General features: G+C 62.3%; 14 protein-coding genes and 1 tRNA gene. 4 read left to right on the forward strand and 11 right to left on the reverse strand.

Translation table 11 applies throughout. The features are described from left to right. Positions 1-23 precede the first annotated feature (23 nt). From WNM05_RS20195 to WNM05_RS20210, 4 genes are read left to right on the forward strand one after another with little or no spacing between them, the layout of a single operon-like run. The gene (locus tag WNM05_RS20195; protein ID WP_434630309.1) at positions 24-2,786 is read left to right on the forward strand and encodes a type VI secretion system Vgr family protein; all 2,763 of its coding nucleotides are present in this window, start codon (positions 24-26) and stop codon (positions 2,784-2,786) included. Continuing rightward, entirely contained in the window at positions 2,786-4,036 is a 1,251-nt protein-coding gene (locus WNM05_RS20200; RefSeq protein ID WP_434630310.1) for a hypothetical protein, read from the forward strand. Before WNM05_RS20195 ends, WNM05_RS20200 begins: the two co-directional genes overlap by 1 nt. After that, complete coding sequence (locus tag WNM05_RS20205) at positions 4,021-5,778, forward strand: hypothetical protein (protein ID WP_434630312.1); 1,758 nt, start codon at positions 4,021-4,023, stop codon at positions 5,776-5,778. Before WNM05_RS20200 ends, WNM05_RS20205 begins: the two co-directional genes overlap by 16 nt. Continuing rightward, complete coding sequence (locus WNM05_RS20210) at positions 5,779-6,330, forward strand: ankyrin repeat domain-containing protein (RefSeq protein ID WP_434630314.1); 552 nt, start codon at positions 5,779-5,781, stop codon at positions 6,328-6,330. Positions 6,331-6,439: 109 nt separating this feature from the next. Here WNM05_RS20210 and WNM05_RS20215 read toward each other — a convergent pair whose 3' ends face one another. The 11 genes from WNM05_RS20215 to WNM05_RS20265 form a co-directional block, all read right to left on the reverse strand. Then, a complete protein-coding gene (locus WNM05_RS20215) occupies positions 6,440-8,521 on the reverse strand; it encodes an acyltransferase family protein (RefSeq protein WP_434630315.1) in 2,082 nt (693 codons plus the stop codon). Positions 8,522-8,857: 336 nt separating this feature from the next. Beyond that, positions 8,858-9,766: a heme o synthase gene (gene cyoE, locus WNM05_RS20220; protein WP_434630317.1), complete on the reverse strand. Its 909-nt coding sequence runs from the start codon at positions 9,764-9,766 to the stop codon at positions 8,858-8,860. A gap of 21 nt (positions 9,767-9,787) precedes the next feature. Beyond that, a complete protein-coding gene (cyoD, locus tag WNM05_RS20225; protein ID WP_434630319.1) occupies positions 9,788-10,108 on the reverse strand; it encodes a cytochrome o ubiquinol oxidase subunit IV in 321 nt (106 codons plus the stop codon). After that, positions 10,108-10,719, reverse strand: coding sequence for a cytochrome o ubiquinol oxidase subunit III (gene cyoC, locus WNM05_RS20230; RefSeq protein ID WP_434630321.1), 612 nt, complete (start codon positions 10,717-10,719; stop codon positions 10,108-10,110). The genes cyoD and cyoC overlap by 1 nt, the downstream gene beginning before the upstream one ends. A 15-nt stretch (positions 10,720-10,734) precedes the next feature. Further along, positions 10,735-12,777: a cytochrome o ubiquinol oxidase subunit I gene (cyoB, locus tag WNM05_RS20235; RefSeq protein ID WP_434630323.1), complete on the reverse strand. Its 2,043-nt coding sequence runs from the start codon at positions 12,775-12,777 to the stop codon at positions 10,735-10,737. Positions 12,778-12,783: 6 nt separating this feature from the next. Then, the gene (cyoA, locus tag WNM05_RS20240; RefSeq protein ID WP_434630325.1) at positions 12,784-13,722 is read right to left on the reverse strand and encodes a ubiquinol oxidase subunit II; all 939 of its coding nucleotides are present in this window, start codon (positions 13,720-13,722) and stop codon (positions 12,784-12,786) included. Positions 13,723-14,500: 778 nt separating this feature from the next. Next, positions 14,501-14,577 (reverse strand) — tRNA-Met (locus WNM05_RS20245). A 106-nt stretch (positions 14,578-14,683) separates the two neighbouring features. Then, positions 14,684-15,295 (reverse strand): thiol:disulfide interchange protein DsbA/DsbL, encoded by a 612-nt coding sequence (locus WNM05_RS20250; RefSeq protein WP_434630326.1) that lies wholly within the window; start codon positions 15,293-15,295, stop codon positions 14,684-14,686. Positions 15,296-15,323: 28 nt separating this feature from the next. Next, the gene (locus WNM05_RS20255; RefSeq protein ID WP_434630328.1) at positions 15,324-16,088 is read right to left on the reverse strand and encodes an SPOR domain-containing protein; all 765 of its coding nucleotides are present in this window, start codon (positions 16,086-16,088) and stop codon (positions 15,324-15,326) included. A gap of 69 nt (positions 16,089-16,157) precedes the next feature. Then, a complete protein-coding gene (locus tag WNM05_RS20260; protein ID WP_434630330.1) occupies positions 16,158-17,660 on the reverse strand; it encodes a YifB family Mg chelatase-like AAA ATPase in 1,503 nt (500 codons plus the stop codon). A gap of 6 nt (positions 17,661-17,666) precedes the next feature. After that, positions 17,667-17,954 carry an accessory factor UbiK family protein gene (locus WNM05_RS20265; protein WP_434630332.1) on the reverse strand — a complete coding sequence of 96 codons (288 nt, stop codon included), beginning with the start codon at positions 17,952-17,954 and terminating at the stop codon, positions 17,667-17,669. Positions 17,955-18,196: the final 242 nt, after the last annotated feature.

Consider the following 18,196-nt stretch of genomic DNA (forward strand, 5'->3'; position numbering starts at 1 on the left):
CCGACCTCACGACCTTTACCGCCATGGACCTTAGCACCCTGCTCGCCAGCTTCGCCTCCGCCTTCACCCAGGACCACCGTCTGCTGACGCTGGCGCTCGGCCACGGCGACATCGCCGCCGGGCAACTGTTGCCGCAGACGCTGGACGGCGAGGAGGGCGTGTCCCGACCGTACCGCTACACCGTCAGCTGCCTGTCGCCCGACGCCAATATCGAACTGAAGACCCTGCTCGGCCAGAGCGCCCGCCTCGGCATCGCCGACGCCCAGGGCCGCGAAACCGTCCGCTGCGGCGTCGTCAGCCAGGCCCGGCTCGCCGGCTCCGACGGCGGCTTCTCCCGCTACGAACTGACGGTGGAACCGCCGTTCGCGCTGCTGCGCCACCGCCGCGCCTCGCGCGTGTTCCAGGACCTCGACGTGCCGGCCATCGTCCGGCAGATCCTCGAAGAACACCAGGCGGCCAACCCGGCCTTCGCCCGCGTGCAGGCGCTGGACATCCAGGTCGGCCCGACCTCTCCCAGAAGCTACTGCCTGCAATACCGCGAAAGCGACTACGACTTCATCGTCCGCCTGCTGCACGAAGAGGGCTATGCCTGGCGTTTCGAACATCTTGATGGAGACAGCCCGCAGGTCAAGCTGGTGGTGTTCGACGACGTCTACGGCCTGCCGCCGGCCGAAGTCGAGCGCGTGCGCTTCCACCGCAGCGACGCGACGGAAGAGGAGGATGGCCTGACCGACTGGCAGGCGGCGCGGCGGATCGTGCCCGGCAGCGTCGCGCTGGCCAGCTTCGACTACCGACCGGTGTCGACGCAGCACAGCGGCGACAGCAGCCAGATCGAACAGGGCCAGGCCGGCCAGGCGCTGCAAGCCAGCCTGCAGGACTACGACCCGCAGGGCCTGTATTACGCCGGCGACGCCGAGCAGTTGAGCCACTACGCCCGGCTGCGCCAGCAGGCGCACGACGCCGAAGCCAAGACCTTCGAGGGGGAAGGCTCCATCCGCGGCCTGACCGCCGGCCAGTGGTTCCGCCTCGACGACCACCCGGCGCACGAAGGCGACGCCGCCGAGCAGCGCGAATTCGTCGTCACCGGCCAGACCCTGCAGGTGCGCAACAACCTGCCGACCGATCTGCAGTCCATCCTACCGGCGGGCGACAAAGCCGACGCCCCGTTCACCACCCGGATCCAGGCCCAGCGCCGCGGCATTCCGCTGACGCCGGCCTACGCCCACACGGAACAGGCCAGGCCGACCAGCCTCGGGGTGCAGACCGCCACCGTGGTCGGCCCCGCCGGCGAGGAAGTGCACACCGACGAGCAAGGCCGGATCAAGGTGCAGTTCCACTGGCAGCGGCCGGACGAACACCCGACGATAGGCGCCGGCCTGGACGACAAATCGTCGTGCTGGCTGCGGGTGGCGATGCCGTCGGCCGGGGCCGGCTGGGGCCACCAGTTCCTGCCGCGCATCGGCCAGGAAGTGCTGGTGGACTTCATCGAAGGCGACATCGACCGCCCGGTGATCACCGGGGTCTTGTACAACGGCAGCCATCCGACGCCGGACTTCAGCGGCGCCGGCAGCCTGCCGGCCAACAAGACGCTGTCCGGCATCAAGAGCAAGGAACACCAGGGCGGCGGCTACAGCGAGCTGCTGTTCGACGACACCCCCGGCGAAGTGCGGGCCAAGCTCAGCAGCGAAGCGGGCAAGACCCAGCTGAACCAGGGCTACCTCGCCCACCCGCGCAGCAACGGCAAGGCGCAGCCGCGCGGCGAAGGCTTCGAACTGAGGACCGACCACCACGGCGCGATCCGCGCCGCGCACGGCTTGCTGCTGTCCACCGAAGCGCAGAACGGCGCGTCCGGCAAACAACTGGCCAGAGAGCACGCTCAATCGCAGCTCGACACGGCGCTGAACCTGGCGCAATCGCTGGGCGAGGCGGCGGCGGGCCAGCTGGCCGACTCGATGGAAACCGGTCCGGACGGCATCGATTCGGACAACGGCAAGGCCGGCAAGAAGGCCGACGGCCACCTGCAGCACCACGCGGAGGCGCTGAAGGCCTGGGAAGCGGGCAGCAACACCGACAAAGACGGCAAGAGCGCCAAGGAGCAGGCGGGACAACAGCCGCTGCTGGTGCTGTCCGCACCCGCAGGCATCGCCAGCGTCACCGAGCAAAGCCAGACCGTCTCAGCCGGGCAGAACCTGAACCTGGTGGCGCAGCGGGACGCGAACCAGGTGACGGGCCGGCGCTGGCTGCACAACGTCGGGCAGCACATCAGCCTGTTCGTGGCGGGGGTGAAGGACAAGGTGGCGCTGAAGCTGATCGCGGCGAAGGGCAAGGTGCAGGTGCAGGCGCAGAGCGACGCGATGGAGCTGACGGCCGACCAGGATGTCACCATCACCTCCAGCAAGGACAAGATCATCGTGCACGCCGGCGACGAGATTCTGCTGACCGCCGGCGGCGCCTACATCCGCATCAAGGGCGGCAATATCGAGGTCCACGCGCCCGGCAAAGTGACGGTAAAGGGCGCCAGCCATACGCTGGACGGCCCGGCCAGCATGGACTGGTCGCAGCCGCAGTACAAGAAGATCGTCTGCACCGAGCAGATCGACGCCCAGCTGCTGACCGAGGCCCACCCAGAATTCAGCGGCAAGAAATACGTCTACTACTCCGCCGACACCGGCAAGAAGCTCGCGACCGGCGCGCTGGACGGCAGCGGCATGACCGACCGCATCCACCTGCCCGGCGTCAACAACATCAAGGCCCTGATCGGGTCAGGCGAATGGGAAATCCTGTAATGAATCATCGCTACGCTATTATCGCCATCGGCGCGCTGGCGCTGTCCGCCGCCCACGCCGGCGCCGCCAACCAGCCCGAGGACGTCTCGGTGGACCTGGGCTGGAACACGCTGCAGCTTCACGCCAGCCAGACGCTGGCAAGTTCGACGCCGGCGCAGTATTCGGCGAAGAACCTGTTCGACGCGAGCCCGGCCAAGGCCTGGGTATTCCATGGCGAGCAAACGTCGCGCGAATCCGATCAGATCAGCAATCCGGCGACACTGACGCTAACGCTGGCAAAGCCGAGCCCGCTGTTCGCCGTCGCGCTGACGCCGGGCTACGCCAAGTCGGCGGCCACCCAGTTCCAGAACGCCTCGCCGAAGAGCGTCACCATCAGCCTGTACCGGCCGCATGAGGACAAGCCGTTCGAAACGCGCCGCTTCGCCCTCAGCTACCACGCCCGCGAGTACTCGCTGCCCCAGTTGCAGCGGGAGCTGAAAACCGTGGCCTTCGGCAACCAGTCCGACGACAAGATCACCGGCAAATCGGACAATGCGCTGAACACCGCCGAACGGCTGCTGCTGATCAATGCCGGCGGCGCCGAAGTCGCCAAGCTGGAGCTGAAGATCTCCGCCATCGAGCCGGGAGCGAAATTCACCGATGTCGCCGTCAGCAAGCTCCGGCTGCTGGACCGGCAAGCCGGTCAGAACAGCGCCGAATTCCGGCTGGCCCGCTTCATCGCGCGCGACCTGGACAAGGCCGCCGGCCGGCTGGCCGGCCTCCCCCGCTGCCTGGTCTACACCGAGCAGAACCCCTGGCCGCTGCTGAGCGACCGCGCCTGCACCGGTCCGGCCGCGCAACTGCAGCAAGGCCAGGCCGATCAGGGCGTCGACGACGTCATACTGAGCCGCAAGGACGCGGCCAGCCGTCAATACCAGGTTCCGTTCGCCGTCGCGCTGCGCGACGCGCAAGCCAGCGGCGCCGGCGGCAGCCGGCGGCTGCGCCTGTCCGCCGCCGACGTGGCGGGCAATGAGCTGATACTCGGCAAGAACGCCGGCGGCCAGTTGCAGGCGCTGTCCGGCCTGACGCTGACCCAGGCCTTCCTCGCCAACCGGGCCGACGGCTTCGGCAAGGCTTATCTGCAGCCGCAGGGCAGCCCCTACTTCTTCTTCGCCTATGCCCGACCGCAGTTCACGCCGGACAAGGACGGCTACCAGCTGAGCATCTACGGTCCCGCCGGCCGCCAGGAGGCGCAATGGGCAACCAAGTAGAAAAGTACAAGGATTTCGACTTCGGCAAATACAGCGAGGAACAGAAGTACGACATCCTGCAGCGGCTGTTCGAACACCACGCCGCCGCCAATGGCAAGAACAATGTCGACGGCTTCGCCTTCGAGACCGCCAACGGCCGGGTCAACCTGATAGGCGCGCGCGGCTTCGACCACGGCAAGGTCGTCAAGGACAGCAACAAGGTATTCGACGACACGCTGTTCGTCGTCTACAAGGACGCGTCCGGCCAGAAAAAAGTCGCCGAGTTCGAATTCAACACCGAACCGTACAGCAAGCAGAACGGCCAGCTGGCCGGCCGGGTGCTGATCAACGGTCTGTACCAGTACCGGCTGGGCAATCACAAGATATCGTCCTACCACGACCATGCCAGCTTGGCGGAAATGCAAAGGACGCACCATTTCGCCCAGCGCCACAACTACCGGGCGCTGAGGATAGTCAAGGGACTGGCCTTCCGCGCCCAGAACACCGGCAGCGCCAAAGCCCCCGAATACGAGTTCAGTCCGGACCAGCCCGACGCGCCGTCGACGACCTACGAACACAATATCCACTACGGCGGCGAAGGTCCGGGCAACCGCACCAGCAACTGGAGCGAAGGCTGCCAGACGGTCAAGGGCCTGGACAACTACATCCGGCTGCTGAAGATACTGGAGCAGGACTACAGCCTCTTCGGCACCATCCACAACGAGCTGATCGCCAAGCCGGCGGTCGACGGCAAGCGCGCCGTGGTCTACGCGCTGCTGGACGGCCACCAGATCGCCGACGAAACCAAGATCCAGGCCAAGTTCCTCGACCGCATCCTCCAGCCCATGATCGATGTCTGGTATGAAATCCGCCACGGCGACCTGATCATCACCGGCAAGACCGATCACGATGGCGACACCGGCCCACTGTTCGGCCACGATCCCAAGGACAAGATAGACGTCAAGGTGAAAGGGCCGGTAGGCGATGCCAAGAAGCTACCGCCCGTGCAGGCTGAAGAAAGCGTATTCCACAAATACCTGTGCGTGATCAGTCCCAAAGTGTTGTGTGACGGCTTGTCGCGTCCGGACGCCGACCATAAGGAACCGGAGATCGACAAGACCCAATCCAAGACGCACAAGCACCACAACAAGGAACGCAAGCCGGTTTCCAAGGTGGAGGTGCCGAAAGACCGCAACCCGCTGGAAAAACCGATTCCGGACGATGAGTTCGAGGACTGCAACGCGCTGAGCCAGGAGCAGATCACCAGCATCATCAAGGCCAACAATCCGGTGCTGGTCGACCAGTACCAGGCTGATGTGCTGGTCTACAAGGCGGCGCAGAACTACAAGCTGAACCCCAAGGTGCTGCTGGCGACGATGAAGCAGGAACAGGGCTGGGCCAAGAATAACAATAAATACAACAAGCTGATGGGCGTCGGCCCGGGCGGCCAGCCGACATCGATGGGGGTGGAGGCGTCGATCAACAAATCTGCGGGCATCTATCGCAAGCAGTTCGACGACGGCAAGAAAAAGCTTTCATCGTTCAAGATCAACTACGACCCCGGCGCCCACGAGGTGGCGGCTGTCGGCAGCGGCGGCGCCGCCGTCAGCGAGGACGAGGCCAAGGCGATGAAGGAAGGCTATCTGTACACGCCGCGCACCGCCTCCGAATACGCCAAGCTGCACTACACGCCGTGGACCTATTTCCCGCCGCAGCGCAGCCGCCCTTACGATACCTGGGTGAAAACCTTCCGGAGCTTCTGAATGAAAATCTCACTCCTGCTGGCCCTGGGCGCCCTGCTGCTGACCCAGCATGCGCTGGCCGCCTGCGACAAGGACGACTGGCGGCAGTTGCTGCGCCACGCCGACGCGCCCGCCGTCGCCGGCTATGTCCAGCGCAATCACTGCGACGTCGACCAATCGCTAGACGACGTCTCCAAGACGCCGCTGATCTACGCGATAGACGCCCGCAACCGCGCCGCGGTGCAGGCCCTGCTCGGGGCCGGTGCCAATCCCAATGTCGACGGCTACGACGGCAACACCCCGCTGTTCTACGCGGCCAAGAGCAACGACGCCGGCATCGTCTCAGACCTGATCGCGAAAGGCGCCGACGTCAACGCGTCCACCCGCACCAGCGAAATCACCGTGCTGATGAGCGCGGTGCTGGATGCCAGCCCGGCCATCGTCCGCTATCTGGTCGCGCACGGCGCATCGCTGAGCGACACCGACAAATACAATCAGACCGCCGCCGACTACGTCGGCAAGCTGCCGGCCGCGCGCCGGGCCGCGATGCGCGCCGCGTTGAAGAAGAACTGAGCGGCAGACGCCCAAACCAAAACGGGGAGCCGCGCAAGCGGGCTCCCCGTTTCCAATCCAATAGATGCAGCGCCTGGCTGCATCGCGGGCCGTCCCGGCAAGCCGTTTGCTACAAGCGGCGCGAACCGAGCATGCCGATCAGATCGCGACCTATCATATTATTGGCGTAGTCCGAAATATGGTCCCCGTAGCTGTACAGGAAGCTGCCCTTTCTCTCGATCGGACAAACGCCATGCTTGAGATCGCACAATAACGGCACCGGGTTATAAATCAGCAAGCCGGGATTCCGCGCATGCAACTCGTCGACCAATGCCCGATATTCCTGCGTATCACGCAGGTACTTCTGGTAGCTCATATGACAATCGGGATTTCCTTTCTTCTGCTGCAGCCAGGCATTGAGCAGCGGCACTTCCGTCCATCGGGGCGCCAGGCACGACTTCGCTTCCGGCAAGGTCGGATTATCGACGACAAAAACCACCTTCTTGCCGGCAGACTCCAGCCGCTTTACCGCCTCGGTCAAGCCAGAGATCACCGCCTGCCGTGACGATTGCGCCGACGCGTCCGCGGTATAGTTGGCGTTGAGCAGAATTCGTTGAGCCGTTGCCAATACCACGACCTTGATACTTGAATCGGATATGATGTCCTGAAACGCCAGTTCATTCGATCTGGCGCACTCGGACGGATCGTAATCCGTCGCGCTGTAAGTGCTTGTCCTGTGCACCCCCACCATCGGTGCGCAGCTATACCGCCCCAGCATCATCCAACCGCCGCTCTGCTTGGCTTGCCTCACCAGGCCCCAATAGAGCGCATCGCCCTTGCTGTCGCCCCAGACCGCGTACTTCTGGCGCACCCCTTTGCTCTGATGACAAAAGCTCACAAACCTCTTGCCATCACCGGAAATGCCACAGTTGTCTTCAGCATATTGATCTCGCTCAGCTCCGACAACAGCAGTCCGCACATCCAGATTCATCTTGGTAATTGGCCTGAAATCCAGACCATCACGCTGGTACGCATTGTAACCGGCATAACCAACGCCACTGAGTAGCAGACATAAAAATGCCGGCTTCAACCACCCTTTAGGCTGACCAAAACGTATTGGCTTTTCAATCAAACGATAAGTCAGCCAGGACAGCAGAACCGCCGCCGCAAGCAATAGCATTCTGACCGCAGTACTCGGCATGTCTGCCTGCATGATATAAGCAAACGAAAGCAAGGGCCAATGCCAGAGATACAGTGGATAGCTGATCGCACCAATAAACAGCATGAAGCGATTGGACAAAACGCGCTCATTTACCCAGGCCACCGGCCCGGCAAGAATCAACAAGAAGGCACCCATTACCGGCAGCAACGCCCAGGCTCCGGGGAAAAGACTATCCTTATCGAGCAACAAAATGCCCAAGCCAATCGACAATAGTCCAGCAAAAGACAATATAGTATTCAGCGAATCAAGACGATCAAGCGATGATTTTTCCTGCCTGCGAAAAATTACCACCATCAAAAAGCGAGATACTTTCTCACGGTGAAACATCTGCAGATAGGCAAGACATCCACCAGCCAGCAACTCCCAGAACCTACCCTGTGGCAGGAAAAATGCTGCAATAGGATCCTTGGACAACAACCAAAGGCCCCAGCCAAATGACAATGACAATAAAATCAGCAAGATCGACAACAAGTTCAACCCTAATCGCCATACCAGCAAAACCAGCAGTGGGTATAGCAAATAGAATTGTTCCTCAATCGCCAACGACCATAGATGCATCAGCGGCTTCAACTCCGATGCATGATCAAAATAGCCAGCCTCACTCCACAGCATCAGATTTTGTATAAAACCAGCCCCGCTGACGATATGCTTGCCAAGCTGCTTGAATTCATCGGGCAATAATACTGCCCATGCAGCGCAATAACAGGTCAATAAAACGACAATCAGCGCAGGAAAAATTCTCTTAACTCGATGAATATAGAAGTCAATGATACTGAAATTCTGATTAACCATCCCTTTGAATATGATGCTGGAAATCAAAAAACCAGAAATGACGAAAAATATATCGACACCGGCATAACCTCCCGGCAGACGGCCAGGAAACGCGTGAAACAGTACTACTGACAAAATAGCGACAGCTCTCAGACCATCAATATCTGGCCGGTACGATAACGCTCCCGGCTTCTTCTCCGTACTCGGTACCGCTTTCATTCAATTCCCCACGCCCGGCATCAACACAAAAGTTGTTGATTCTACACCTCCTTCATAATTCTCACCAGTTCTGAAAATTGACAACAAATCAAGCAATTTATTGTAAAAAACATATGCATATTGGAATTTTATGTGAAGCATCACGGAGTTAAATGATATAAACAACCAATTTAACTTTTTATGATTTAATAAATTAATTATTTAATTATCAACCATCGGTCCGGCGTCAATCATCGTCCGTCGGGCTGGCCTGTCATGACAGCTGTAGCGGCCCAAGAATAAAAAACGGGGCGCCGCGCAAGCGGCCCCCCGTTCGTCATTGATGCGATGGTTCGATTAACGATACATGCCGGCGTCCGCCGTCATCACCGCGCGGCCGCGCGGCGGTGTCTGCCCGTCCACCGCCATCATCACGCTCAGAGAAGTGATGGTGATGATGGAGAAGAAGAAGACCTGGCGCGCCCAGGCGCGGTCATCGGTTTCCCGCTTGTAGCCGGACAAGGCCATCTTCAGCCACCACAGGCTGGTGGCCACCGCCACCGCCAGATAGCCGTAGCCGGCGTAGCCGCCGAAGACCAGCATCACCGTTGCCGCGCCGAAGGCCAGGATGTACAGCACGATCTGCTGCTTGGCGGCCGAGATGCCCTTGACCACCGGCAGCACCGGGATGCCTGCCGCCTCGTAATCCTTGAAGCGGAAGATGGCGATCGCGTACGAATGCGGCATCTGCCACAGGCAGAACATCAGCAGCAGGATGGCAGCGCCCATGTCGAAGCGGCCGGTGACGGCGCAGTAGCCGGCCACCGGCGGCACCGCGCCGGACAGACTGCCGACCAGGGTGCCGTACACCGAGTTGCGCTTCATGTACAGGCTGTACACGCCGACATAGATCACGAAACCGAACAGCACACAGCCGGTAGCCAGCGGATTGGTGCAGAACCACAGCAGGGCGAAGCCGGCCAGGCCCAGCAGCACGCCGTGGGCCAGCGCGGCCTTGGCGCTCATCGCGCCGGTGACCAGCACCCGTTTCTGGGTACGAGCCATCTTGGCGTCGATGTCGCGGTCTATGCAGTTGTTGATCGCGCAGCCGGAGGCCACCACCAGCGACAGGCCGATGACGGTGGCCGCCAGCAGCCACCAGTCCACCGGCCCTCGGGCCGCCAGCAGGAAACCGCCGACGGCCGAGATCAGGTTGCCGAAGATGATGCCCGGCTTGGTGACCTGAAGATAGCGTTTGAACTTCAAAACGGTGTCCTCAACACGGCCTCAGCGCATCATCAGCGCGTCGGCGGTGTAGATGATCCAGATCGACAGGCCGACCAGCAGCACGATCACCATGCCGGTGAACAGGAAGGAGAAGCTGTTCAGCTTGCCTTCCTTGCTGAAGTCCAGGTGCAGGAAATACTTCAGGTGCACGATGATCTGCACCACCGCCAGCGCGAAGATGCCGATCAGCGTCGCCTGCTTGGTGAAGGCGCCGCCCATCACCATCCAGAACGGGATGGCGGTGAGGATCACCGACAGCACGAAGCCGACGATATAGCTCTTCACGCTGCCGTGATTCGCTTGCTCATGCGCGTGACTCATCACATGGCTCCTTTCAGGTAGACGACGGTGAACACGCAGATCCACACGATGTCGAGGAAGTGCCAGAACAGCGACAGGCAGTTCAGGCGGGTCATGGCGCGGCCGGTCAGACCGGTCTTCACCACTTCCAGCATCATCACCGCCATCCAGATCAGACCGGCGGTCACGTGCAGGCCGTGCAGGCCCACCAGGCCGAAGAAGGCCGACAGGAAGGCGCTGGTCTGCGGGCCGTGGCCCTCGACGATCAGGTGGTGGAACTCGTTGATTTCCAGGCCGATAAAGGCGGCGCCGCACGCGAAGGTCACGGCCAGCCAGCCGAGAACGGCGGACTTGTTGCCTTTGTGGCCGGCTATCATCGCGAAACCGTAGGTGATGGAGGACAGCAGCAGCGCCGCGGTCTCGACCAGCACATAGGGCAGCTCGAAGATTTCCTTGCCGGACACGCCTTCCGCCACGTTGCGGAACAGGACCGCATAGGCCGCGAACGCCGTCGCGAACAGGATGCAGTCGGTCATCAGGTAGAACCAGAAGCCCAGAACGGTCTGTGAACCGCTGTCGTGGTGCTCGTGGTCCTCATGCGCGTCGTGCGCTTCTTTTACATAAGTCGTCATGTCGGATTCAGCCTGTTACGCGGTCGTGGTCGGACGGGCGGCCTTCTTCGGCTTGGCCTGATCACGCTCGGTGTAGTTGTCGACGTCGATGCCCAGCTTCTCGAAGCGTGCGCGCTCGATCGCCTCCACTTCGTCCACCGGCACGTAGTAGTCCAGGTCGTTGTCGTAGGCGCGGACCAACATGCTGCCGACGATGCCGACCAGGCCGACGATGGCCAGCCACCAGATGTGCCAGATCAACGCGAAGCCCAGCGCCGTGGTGAAGGCGCCGATATAGATGCCCACCGCGGTATTGCGCGGCATGTGGATCGGCTCGTACGACTTCGGCACCACGTAGGCCACGCCCTTTTCCTTCATGTCGGTGAAGGCGTCGATGTCATGCACTTGCGGCAGCTTGGCGAAGTTGTAGAACGGCGCCGGCGACGAGGTCGACCATTCCAGCGTGTGGCCGTTCCACGGGTCGCCCGTTTCGTCGACCAGCTTCTTGCGGTCGCGGATGCTGACGGCGATCTGCAGCAGCTGGCAGGCGATGCCGGCGGCGATCAAGAGCGCACCGAACAGGGCGATGTACAGCCACGGCTCCCAGGCCGGGTTGTCGGTGTGGTTCAGGCGGCGGGTCATGCCCAGGAAGCCCAGCACGTACAGCGGCATGAAGGCGAACATGAAGCCAATCTGCCAGAACCAGAACGAGGCCTTGCCCAGCTTGTCGTTCAGCTTGAAGCCGAACACTTTCGGGAACCAGAACGACACGCCGGCCAGGTAGCCGAACACGGCGCCGCCGATGATGGTGTTGTGGAAGTGGGCGATCAGGAACAGGCTGTTGTGCAGCACGTAGTCGGCGCCCGGCACGGCCAGCAGCACGCCGGTCATGCCGCCGATCGAGAAGGTCACCATGAAGCCCAGCGTCCACAGGATCGGCGTTTCAAAGCGCAGGCGTCCCTTGTAGATGGTGAACAGCCAGTTGAACAGCTTCACGCCGGTCGGGATCGAGATGATCATCGTCGCGATGCCGAAGAAGGCGTTCACGTTGGCGCCGGAGCCCATCGTGAAGAAGTGGTGCAGCCATACCATGAAGCCCAGCACCGAGATCGCGCCGCTGGCGTAGATCATCGACTTGTGGCCGAACAGGCGCTTGCCGGAGAAAGTGGAAACCACTTCCGAGAAGATGCCGAAGGCCGGCAGAACCAGGATGTACACCTCGGGGTGGCCCCAGGCCCAGAACAGGTTCAGATACATCATGGCGTTGCCGCCGGCTTCCGCGGTGAAGAAGTGGAAGCCCAGGTAGCGGTCCAGGCTCAGCATCGCCAGCGCGCCGGTCAGGATCGGGAAGGAGGTGGCGATCAGCACATTGGCCCAGGTGCAGGTCCAGGTGAAGATCGGCATTTCCATCAGCTTCATCCCCGGAGCGCGCATCTTGATCACGGTCACCAGGAAGTTGATCGCCGTCAGCGTCGTCCCTATGCCCGATATCTGCAAGGCCCAGGTGTAGTAGTCCACCCCGACGTCGGGGCTGAAGCCCAATTCGGCCAGCGGCGGATAGGCGACCCAGCCGGTGCGGGCGAAGTTGCCGACGCCCAGCGACAGGTTGACCAGAATCACAGCCGAAACCAGCAGCCAGAAGCTCAGCGAGTTCAGGAAGGGGAAGGCCACGTCGCGCGCGCCGATCTGCAGCGGCACCACGATGTTCATCAGGCCCGTCATGAACGGCATCGCCATGAAGATGATCATGATCACGCCGTGGGCGGTGAAGATCTGGTCGTAGTGCTCAGGCGGAAACACGCCGTGGGCGCCGCCGGTGGCCATCGCCAGCTGGGTGCGCATCATCAGCGCGTCGGCGAAGCCGCGCAGCAGCATGATCATGGCGACGATGATGTACATCACGCCGATTTTCTTGTGATCGACCGAGGTCAGCCATTCGTTCCAGAGATAGCCCCACTTGCCGAACTTGGTGATCAACGCGAACAGCATCAGCCCGATCAGGCCGGCGCCGCCAAGCGCCCCCATGATGATGGGCTCATGGTACGGGATCGCGTCCAGAGTCAGTTTACCTAACCACATCAATCGTTACTCCTTGACAACCGGCGGCGTGATCGCGGCGCACAGTTCTTTGGTCATCTTCGTCAGCTTGATGGCGTCATCGCTATCAGCCAGCGACGGACGACCGGCCATGTACTTGTGCACCACGGCCTCGAACAGATACGGCGTGGTCGACGCGTAATAGTTGACCGGGTTGTTCTCGCTAGGCTTCAACAGCTGCAGGTAGGCCGGCGCGTCCAGCGTCTTGCCGGAGGCCTTCACCTTGGCCACCCAGGCCTCGAACTCGGCCGGAGTCTTGGTGGCGATCGCGTTGAACTTCATGCCGGAGAAACCGGCGCCGCTGTAATTGGACGAGAAACCCTTGTAGGTGCCCGGCTCTTCCGCCAGCAGATGCAATTGGGTCTGCATGCCGGCCATCGCGTAGATCTGGCCGCCCAGCTGCGGGATGAAGAAGGAGTTCATCGCCGCGTCGGAAGTGATCTTGAAGCTCACCGGCACATTGCTCGGGAATACCAGCTCATTGACCGAGGCGATCTGCTGCTCCGGGTAGATGAACAACCACTTCCAGTTCAACGCCACCACCTGTACCTGCACCGGCTTGACGGCCGAGTCCAGCGGACGATAGGGATCGAGCTTGTGCGTGCTCTTCCAGGTCAGCGTCGCCAGGAAGGCGATGATGATGCAGGGGATCAGCCAGACCACGATCTCGATCTTGGTCGAGTGCGACCATTTCGGTTCGTAGGCGGCGTCCGTGTTGCTCGCGCGGTACTTCCAGGCGAAGTACAGCGTCATCACGATCACCGGAATGACCACCAGCAGCATCAGCGCGGTTGCCGTGATGATCAGGGACTTCTGGTCCGCCGCCACCGGGCCCTTGGGGTCAAGGATACCGCCTTGACAACCGGAGAGCAGTGCGACGAGCGGAGAAAGCCCCCACAACAGGCGGGAGGGTCTATGGTTTCTCATCTTACGACTTTACGGGTTAAAAATCCTTCAACGCGCCGATGCGCAACAGGCGTTGCGAGCCATGCTCCAACGCCAGCGAAATGTTCAGCAGACGGCCCCTCCTCCCCGGACTCCGAGGGAAGGCGACGTCAGGCGAAACAACAGACTTTCAGGGCTCGCGGATTCCGCGAATCGCCGGCGCGCATCCGTTTCCACGGCGGAAACGCACCGGGTGGAAGCGACTCCACAATCGCTTCCGGGCGATGACGTGACAGCTGAAGCTCCACTGTCCGAGTGAGGCGCCGGGGCGCGGCGCGGCAAGACAGGAATTCGGCAAACACTAACATCTGCGCTCGCCGCGGGCCGCTGCGGCAAATCGTCGCAGCACACGTGACAAGCGGGCGTATTAGAAACATTTTTGCCTGATATTTCAAGGGCCTTGACCAGGATCAAAAGTCGCCCGCGGCAAGATATGCAAATCGATTGACGCTCATCAAGATCAGCGTCCGGGAAAATCTATAGCCGCAACAATGGTTTAAGACAATGTACTTAACGTGATATCGTCATGACCGACATTGCAAACTGTTACAAAAAAGTTCGGAACCGAGATAGGGCATCGCAACAAGCGAACAAATCTTGCAGGGCGATGCAAGATCGGCGTCAAAGAATAGGCTGGCCGCGCGCAATCGCGCATAGTGATTTGCGGGTTTGCGCGCAAGAAACTGCCAAGCGCTTTCCGGCGCGGCGCGCATGGAATGCAAAAAGCCGAATCGGAACGATTCGGCTTTTCGGGAATGCTTGGTTGCGGGGGCAGGATTCGAACCTACGACCTTCGGGTTATGAGCCCGACGAGCTACCAGACTGCTCCACCCCGCGTCAGAGAGGTTGCATATTAAGACTATCGAATCACTTCGTCAACAACTTTTTTCGAAATACCATGAAAAAGGGCGGCCAAGGCCGCCCTGTCCACCGCTTCGCGCGCTTACTTCCTCTCGGCGCGGGCCTTGGCGATCAGCTCGTTCATCACCTGGATCATCCGCTCAGGCGTGCTGGTCACCACCACGTATTTGCCGTTGACGATCACGGTCGGCGTGCCCTGGATCTGGTAGTCGCGGGTGATCTTGGCCGCGCGCGCCACCTGGGCGTTAATGCCGAAGGAATTGTAGGTCTGCAGCAGCTTGGCGCTGTCCACGCCCTTCTGTTGCTTGATCCACTTCTGGAACTGGTCGGCGTCGGCCAGGTTCACGCGCTGCTTGATCTGGGCGTCGAAAGCGGCGCGGTGCAGCTTGTCGAAAGTGCCGGTGGCGTTGAACGTCGCGAACATGCGCGCGAAGCCTTCCATCGACTTCTGCCACACGATCTGCTCCTTGCGGAAGCTCACGTCGGCAGGCAGCGTCTTGGACCAGGCATTGAAGGCCGGATCATCGTCGTAACAATGGATGCAGTGATAGGAAAAGAACTCGATCACTTCGACCTTCTTGGGATTGGCCACCGGCTGAGGCGTGCTCAGCATCGTGTAGTCCTTGCCCAGCTCGATGGCGGCATTCGCCATGCCGCTCACCGCCAGCAACATCAACAGCAACCATTTCTTCATCTTGTTTTCCCGTATGTTCAAATAAGGCCTACTCGGCCTTCACCACATTGGCGCTGATACCGTCCTGCTTCAATTGCGCGCGCAGTCGATCCACCTCGTCCTGGCGGCTCAGCGGCCCCACCCGCACCCGGTGCACCATCCCCTTGTCCGGCACATTGACCGACTGGATCTTGGCCTCGACGCCCAGCAAGGCCAGCTTGGCCTTCAGGTTGTCGGCGTCGTCCTGGTTCTGGAACGCGCCCAGCTGCAAATAAACCCGTTTGGCAGTCGCCGACGACGAAGGTTCCGACGAACGTCCGCCCTTGGCGTCGGACGTCACCGCATCGACCTGCCCCGGCAGGATCTTGTAGAAATCGAAGCGCTGGTCGTTCTTGTCGCTCTTGGCCTGGGCCGCCGGCGCGGCCGGCTTGGCCTTGGCTTCCGGCTTGGCCTCGTGCGGCTGGACCGGCGGCGGCAGCGGTATGCTGTCCCCGGAGTCCAGCGTCGCCTGCGGCTGCGCCTGGGCCGCCGGCTGCGGCGCAGGCGCGGTGGCCGACGCGGCGTCGGCAATGCGGGTGCCCGGCGCCAGCAACTCGGTCGGCGGTTGCGAGGTCTCGGGCTTATTGGCATTCTTGGCTTGGAACGGCGCCGGCGAGCGATTGAGATACATCGCCAGGCCCACCGCCACCGCGACGCCGACGATCAGGCCGATGATGATGCCGGCCAGCATGCCGCCGCCGCCGCGCGACGAGGAGGACGAGTTGCCGCGTCCGCGCGACGGACGGGGGGAGTTTTTCAGATCTCGATTAGCCATTCACCACTACCGCTGTTGTCTGTCCGGACGGCGACGCGCCGTCCGGGCTGGATTGATCAATTTCTTATGTCAGGCGCCGCCAGGCATCATGCGCCGCAGCTGTATCGCCTGCAGGACATGGCCGCGGCCGATCCGTTCGGCCTGTTCCAGATCGGCGATGGTGCGCGAAACCCGCAGTATCCGATGATACGCGCGCGCCGACAAGCCGAGCCGCGGCAAGACCTCGGCCAGCAAGGCCAGCGCCGACTCGTCGCCCTGGCAATGCCGCTCCAGCGCCGCGCCCTGCAAGGCCGCGTTCAGGCAGCCCTGCCTCCGGTGCTGGCGGAGCCGGGCCAACTCGACCCGCTGGCGGACCGCCGCGCTCGACTCTCCGGGCGCCGCCTGCTGCAATTCCACGGCGCTCAGCGCCGGCACCTCCACCTGCAGGTCGATGCGGTCGAGCAATGGACCCGAGATTTTACCGCGATATCGTCCCACTTGCTCGGGCGTGCACCGGCAGCGGCCCGATGGATGGCCGTGATAGCCGCATGGGCAGGGGTTCATCGCCGCCACCAGCTGGAAGCGCGCAGGGAAACTGGCCTGTCGAGCCGCTCGCGAGATATGGATCACACCGCTTTCCATCGGTTCGCGCAGCACTTCCAGCACCTTGCGGTCGAATTCCGGCAACTCGTCGAGAAACAGCACGCCGTGATGCGCCAGGCTGATCTCGCCGGGCCGCGGCTCGCCGCCGCCGCCGACCAGCGCCACCGCCGACGCGGTATGGTGCGGCGCCCGAAACGGCCGCACCCGCCAGCGTTCCGGCTGAAAACCCTGCGAGCCGAGCGACAGCACCGCCGCGCTCTCCAGCGCCTCCGGCTCGGACAGCGGCGGCAGCAGGCCCGGCAGACGCGCCGCCAGCATGGACTTGCCGGTGCCCGGCGGCCCCATCAACAGCAGGCTGTGCCCGCCGGCGGCGGCGATTTCCAGCGCGCCGCGGGCGACGGCCTGGCCTTTGACATCGGCCAGATCCGGGTAGTTCGGCGCGGCGGCGGGGGCCGGCTGCGCCAATGCCTCCAGCGGCTGCAAGCCATTCAGAAAGGCGCAGGCCTGAGGCAGGGACTGCACGGCGTAGACTTCGGCGGAGGCCAGCACGGCCGCCTCCGCCGCGCTGGCCTCGGGCAACACGAAGGCGCGGCCGGCCGCATGGCACTGGCAAGCCATCGCCAGCGCGCCGCGCACCGGACGCAAGGCGCCGCTGAGCGCCAGCTCGCCGGCGAATTCGAAACGGGCGATGTCCTCGCACTTGACCTGGCCCGAGGCCAGCAGGACGCCGATGGCGATCGGCAGGTCGAAACGGCCGGAATCCTTGGGCAGGTCTGCCGGCGCCAGATTGACGGTGATCTTGCGGGCGGGGAATTCGAAACCGGAGGTGAGGATGGCCGCGCGCACGCGGTCGCGGCTTTCCTTGACCTCGGTCTCGGGCAGGCCGACGATGTTGAACGCCGGCAAGCCGTTGGCCAGGTGGACCTCGACGGCCACCTCCGGGGCGTCAAGCCCGGACAAAGCCCTGCTCGCCACCACCGCCAGCGTCATGGCCGCTCAGGAATGGCCGAGTTCGGACTGCTCTTCCACCCTGGCCGCTGCCTCGTCCGGAAACAGCTGGGTTTCCAGACGCGCCAGACGCGTCTCCAGCGCAGCCAGCTGTTCGCGGGTGCGCGTCAAGACCGCCTGCTGCACGTCGAATTCCTCGCGCGTCACCAGATCCATCTTCGCGAAGGTCGAGGACATCATCGCCTTGACGTTCTTCTCGATGTCCTTGGCCGGGCTGGCGGCGATGGTTTCGCTGATCTTGGCGCTGATCTCTTCAAACAGTTTCTGGCTCAACATGGTGGCGGCTCCCGTCGGGTGTCTTGACATGTTGCCGAGTGTAGCAAAAAGCGCCGTCGCGCTCCCGTTTTCCTGTACGCATAGTCATGGTCGCCGCGTCGCCAGCCGCGGCCATTCGACTCGACGATGCTGCAGCGCAACTTTGCACCAAAGTTGTGCAGTCTAGGCAGGCACGGTGCACAAGGAAAGTGCCCAAACGGCCAGAGACGTCTCTTTTGCACTGCATCACAATTCAGAGAACG

Origin of the sequence: Chromobacterium sp. CV08, from assembly GCF_051129845.1 — a bacterium.
Lineage (GTDB): Bacteria > Pseudomonadota > Gammaproteobacteria > Burkholderiales > Chromobacteriaceae > Chromobacterium.